Source organism: Microbacterium sp. NPDC055502, from assembly GCF_053643635.1.
On the sequence record NZ_JBSHKJ010000004.1, the window covers coordinates 1 to 5,549 of the forward strand.

The following is a 5,549-nucleotide window of genomic DNA, read 5'->3' on the forward strand; positions in this document are numbered from 1 at the left end:
TTGACTAAAAGGAGTCCGGCGGTGTCCTACTCTCCCACAGGGTCCCCCCTGCAGTACCATCGGCGCTGTGAGGCTTAGCTTCCGGGTTCGGAATGTGACCGGGCGTTTCCCTCACGCTATGGCCGCCGAAACACTATTGATGTTTCAATCAAACCTAGGTTCACACGTGTGTGTGATCGAAGGTGGTTCTCGACCGTACATCGAGAACCACTCAGTGGACGCAAGCACCAACGAACGGTGTGTTATCAAGTCATCGGCTTATTAGTACCAGTCAGCTGCACACGTTACCGTGCTTCCACATCTGGCCTATCAACCCAGTAGTCTGGCTGGGAGCCTCTCACCCGAAGGTATGGAAGTCTCATCTTGAGGCCGGCTTCCCGCTTAGATGCTTTCAGCGGTTATCCATCCCGAACGTAGCTAATCAGCGGTGCTCCTGGCGGAACAACTGACACACCAGAGGTTCGTCCAACCCGGTCCTCTCGTACTAGGGTCAGATCCTCTCAAACTTCCTACGCGCGCAGCGGATAGGGACCGAACTGTCTCACGACGTTCTAAACCCAGCTCGCGTACCGCTTTAATGGGCGAACAGCCCAACCCTTGGGACCTACTCCAGCCCCAGGATGCGACGAGCCGACATCGAGGTGCCAAACCATGCCGTCGATATGGACTCTTGGGCAAGATCAGCCTGTTATCCCCGAGGTACCTTTTATCCGTTGAGCGACAGCGCTTCCACAAGCCACTGCCGGATCACTAGTCCCGACTTTCGTCCCTGCTCGACCTGTCAGTCTCACAGTCAAGCTCCCTTGTGCACTTACACTCGCCACCTGATTGCCAACCAGGTTGAGGGAACCTTTGGGCGCCTCCGTTACTTTTTGGGAGGCAACCGCCCCAGTTAAACTACCCACCAGGCACTGTCCCTGAACCGGATTACGGTTCGAAGTTAGATATCCAGAGTGACCAGAGTGGTATTTCAACAATGACTCCACGGTAACTGGCGTCACCGCTTCAAAGTCTCCCACCTATCCTACACAAGCCACACCGAACACCAATACCAAGCTGTAGTAAAGGTCACGGGGTCTTTCCGTCCTGCTGCGCGTAACGAGCATCTTTACTCGTAATGCAATTTCGCCGAGTTCGCGGTTGAGACAGTTGGGAAGTCGTTACGCCATTCGTGCAGGTCGGAACTTACCCGACAAGGAATTTCGCTACCTTAGGATGGTTATAGTTACCACCGCCGTTTACTGGGGCTTAAATTCTCAGCTTCGCCTTGCGGCTAACCGGTCCTCTTAACCTTCCAGCACCGGGCAGGCGTCAGTCCGTATACATCGTCTTGCGACTTGGCACGGACCTGTGTTTTTAGTAAACAGTCGCTACCCACTAGTCTCTGCGGCCTCCAAACGCTTTCGGAGCAAGTCCTAATACGTCGAAGGCCCCCCTTCTCCCGAAGTTACGGGGGCATTTTGCCGAGTTCCTTAACCACGATTCTCTCGATCTCCTTGGTATTCTCTACCTGACCACCTGAGTCGGTTTGGGGTACGGGCGGCTAGAACCTCGCGTCGATGCTTTTCTCGGCAGCATAGGATCATCCACTTTTTATCCGCATCGTGTCTCAGCCTCATGAGTCACGGATTTGCCTATGACTCGGCCTACGCACTTGCACCAGGACAACCATCGCCTGGCTTGGACTACCTTCCTGCGTCACACCTGTTAATACGCTAACCGCACCAGCATGGGGTCACGTGCTCCCCTCCACGGTGTCACCCGAAGGTGACGATGTGAAGGCTCGGACGTTTAGCACCACTGGATTAGCTTGGGCGGTTCTTCGCCGGTACGGGAATATCAACCCGTTGTCCATCGACTACGCCTGTCGGCCTCGCCTTAGGTCCCGACTTACCCAGGGAAGATTAGCTTGACCCTGGAACCCTTGGTCTTTCGGAGGACGTGTTTCTCACACGTCATTCGCTACTCATGCCTGCATTCTCACTCGTGTAGCCTCCACGGCTGGTTTCCACCGCCGCTTCGCTGGCCACACGACGCTCTCCTACCCATCAACACGGCTGGACCACGAAGGCCTACCAATAATGTCAATGCCACAACTTCGGTGGCGTGCTTGAGCCCCGTTACATTGTCGGCGCGGAATCACTTGACCAGTGAGCTATTACGCACTCTTTCAAGGGTGGCTGCTTCTAAGCCAACCTCCTGGTTGTCAGAGCAACTCCACATCCTTTCCCACTTAGCACGCGCTTTGGGACCTTAGTTGGTGGTCTGGGTTGTTTCCCTCTCGACTATGAAGCTTATCCCCCACAGTCTCACTGCTGCGCTCTCACTTACCGGCATTCGGAGTTTGGCTGACGTCAGTAACCTTGTAGGGCCCATCGGCCATCCAGTAGCTCTACCTCCGGCAAGAAACACGCAACGCTGCACCTAAATGCATTTCGGAGAGAACCAGCTATCACGAAGTTTGATTGGCCTTTCACCCCTATCCACAGCTCATCCCCTCAGTTTTCAACCTAAGTGGGTTCGGTCCTCCACGACGTCTTACCGTCGCTTCAACCTGGCCATGGATAGATCACTTCGCTTCGGGTCTAGGACATGCGACTGAATCGCCCTATTCAGACTCGCTTTCGCTACGGCTACCCCACACGGGTTAACCTCGCCACATATCGCTAACTCGCAGGCTCATTCTTCAAAAGGCACGCTGTCACACCTACCAGGGGTGCTCCAACGGTTTGTAAGCAAACGGTTTCAGGTACTATTTCACTCCCCTCCCGGGGTACTTTTCACCTTTCCCTCACGGTACTTGTCCGCTATCGGTCATCTGGGAGTATTTAGGCTTATCAGGTGGTCCTGACAGATTCACACGGGATTTCACGGGCCCCGTGCTACTTGGGATACTCTCCACGCCAGAACACGCATTTCGACTACGGGGTTGGCACCCTCTATGACCGGCCTTTCAAGACCGTTCGTCTATACGCTTCTGTAACGTCGCCAGCTCGGCAGAACTGACTGGTGAGTCCCACAACCCCGAATATGCAACTCCTGCCGGATATCACACACACTCGGTTTAGCCTGATCCGGTTTCGCTCGCCACTACTAACGGAATCGCGGTTGCTTTCTCTTCCTGTGGGTACTGAGATGTTTCACTTCCCCACGTTCCCTCTACCCGCCCTATATATTCAGGCGGGAGTCACTAGGTCGGCACGCCGCCCAGCGGGGTTTCCCCATTCGGACACCCTCGGATCAAAACTTGCTTATCAGTTCCCCGAGGCTTATCGCAGATTGCTACGTCCTTCTTCGGCTCCAGATGCCAAGGCATCCACCGTTTGCTCTTAAAGACTTGAAATCACATGAGTTCGAATCAAAAACTCGACCCCACCCGAAGGCGGGATCAGAAATTGACTAATGATCTTTAAGATCATCTTGCGCAACCAATCCGAAGATCAGTTGCAAGATGCTCGCGTCCACTGTGTAGTTCTCAAAGTACGGGCGGTACCCTTCACCGCTTCCCCACCGGGGAAACAACGAAAGGCCCAGAGTAACCAAATGCTTCCAACCCGAAGGTCAAAGCGCATCCGGTCCCTCAGGACCCAACAGCGTGCAGGTGCGACATCCGTCACCCTCCCGTTCCAACCACCGAAGCGGCGTACTGAAGAAGAACAACATCCTTCGCACCATGTCAAATGTTCCACCCATGAGCTCCCAGCGAAGAACGTACGCCTTCGATCTGGGTTCTGGACACCCGAAAGTGTCAGATGCTCCTTAGAAAGGAGGTGATCCAGCCGCACCTTCCGGTACGGCTACCTTGTTACGACTTAGTCCTAATTACCGATCCCACCTTCGACGGCTCCCTCCACAAGGGTTAGGCCACCGGCTTCAGGTGTTACCGACTTTCATGACTTGACGGGCGGTGTGTACAAGACCCGGGAACGTATTCACCGCAGCGTTGCTGATCTGCGATTACTAGCGACTCCGACTTCATGAGGTCGAGTTGCAGACCTCAATCCGAACTGGGACCGGCTTTTTGGGATTCGCTCCACCTCACGGTATTGCAGCCCTTTGTACCGGCCATTGTAGCATGCGTGAAGCCCAAGACATAAGGGGCATGATGATTTGACGTCATCCCCACCTTCCTCCGAGTTGACCCCGGCAGTATCCCATGAGTTCCCACCATTACGTGCTGGCAACATAGAACGAGGGTTGCGCTCGTTGCGGGACTTAACCCAACATCTCACGACACGAGCTGACGACAACCATGCACCACCTGTTTACGAGTGTCCAAAGAGTTGACCATTTCTGGCCCGTTCTCGTATATGTCAAGCCTTGGTAAGGTTCTTCGCGTTGCATCGAATTAATCCGCATGCTCCGCCGCTTGTGCGGGTCCCCGTCAATTCCTTTGAGTTTTAGCCTTGCGGCCGTACTCCCCAGGCGGGGAACTTAATGCGTTAGCTGCGTCACGGAATCCGTGGAATGGACCCCACAACTAGTTCCCAACGTTTACGGGGTGGACTACCAGGGTATCTAAGCCTGTTTGCTCCCCACCCTTTCGCTCCTCAGCGTCAGTTACGGCCCAGAGATCTGCCTTCGCCATCGGTGTTCCTCCTGATATCTGCGCATTCCACCGCTACACCAGGAATTCCAATCTCCCCTACCGCACTCTAGTCTGCCCGTACCCACTGCAGGCCCGAGGTTGAGCCTCGGGATTTCACAGCAGACGCGACAAACCGCCTACGAGCTCTTTACGCCCAATAATTCCGGATAACGCTTGCGCCCTACGTATTACCGCGGCTGCTGGCACGTAGTTAGCCGGCGCTTTTTCTGCAGGTACCGTCACTTTCGCTTCTTCCCTGCTAAAAGAGGTTTACAACCCGAAGGCCGTCATCCCTCACGCGGCGTTGCTGCATCAGGCTTGCGCCCATTGTGCAATATTCCCCACTGCTGCCTCCCGTAGGAGTCTGGGCCGTGTCTCAGTCCCAGTGTGGCCGGTCACCCTCTCAGGCCGGCTACCCGTCGACGCCTTGGTGAGCCATTACCTCACCAACAAGCTGATAGGCCGCGAGCCCATCCCCAACCGAAAAATCTTTCCAAACGCAGACCATGCGGTCACGTCACATATCCAGTATTAGACGCCGTTTCCAGCGCTTATCCCAGAGTCAGGGGCAGGTTGCTCACGTGTTACTCACCCGTTCGCCACTGATCCCACAGAGCAAGCTCCGTGTTCACCGTTCGACTTGCATGTGTTAAGCACGCCGCCAGCGTTCATCCTGAGCCAGGATCAAACTCTCCGTAAAAAGAAATTGCATACAACCCGGGGAAAAACCAGGCCGCAGCGAGTTTGAAACTGACCAAAGAGATGACATCATTGCTGACTTCATCCGAATGCCAACCCCCCAAAAGGAGTTGGTCTTTGATCCAAAGGAATTCTCACCCAGCCGAAGCTGAACGAGGATAATTTGGCATTTGACAAGTGCACGCTGTTGAGTTCTCAAGGATCGGATGCTCCCACGACCCAGCCATCACAACCAGGCCCGCAGGGCAACTTCTCTATCTTA

The 5,549-nt window shown here is 54.7% G+C and carries 3 rRNA genes; all 3 read right to left on the reverse strand.

Annotated features, from left to right (window positions below):
* Positions 1–13: 13 nt before the first annotated feature.
* Positions 14–130: ribosomal RNA gene (rrf, locus tag ACWH95_RS17470) — 5S ribosomal RNA — on the reverse strand.
* Positions 131–241: 111 nt separating this feature from the next.
* Positions 242–3,343: ribosomal RNA gene (locus tag ACWH95_RS17475) — 23S ribosomal RNA — on the reverse strand.
* Positions 3,344–3,763: 420 nt separating this feature from the next.
* Positions 3,764–5,288, reverse strand: a 16S ribosomal RNA gene (locus tag ACWH95_RS17480).
* The 16S, 23S and 5S rRNA genes sit together here, the layout of an rRNA operon.
* Positions 5,289–5,549: the final 261 nt, after the last annotated feature.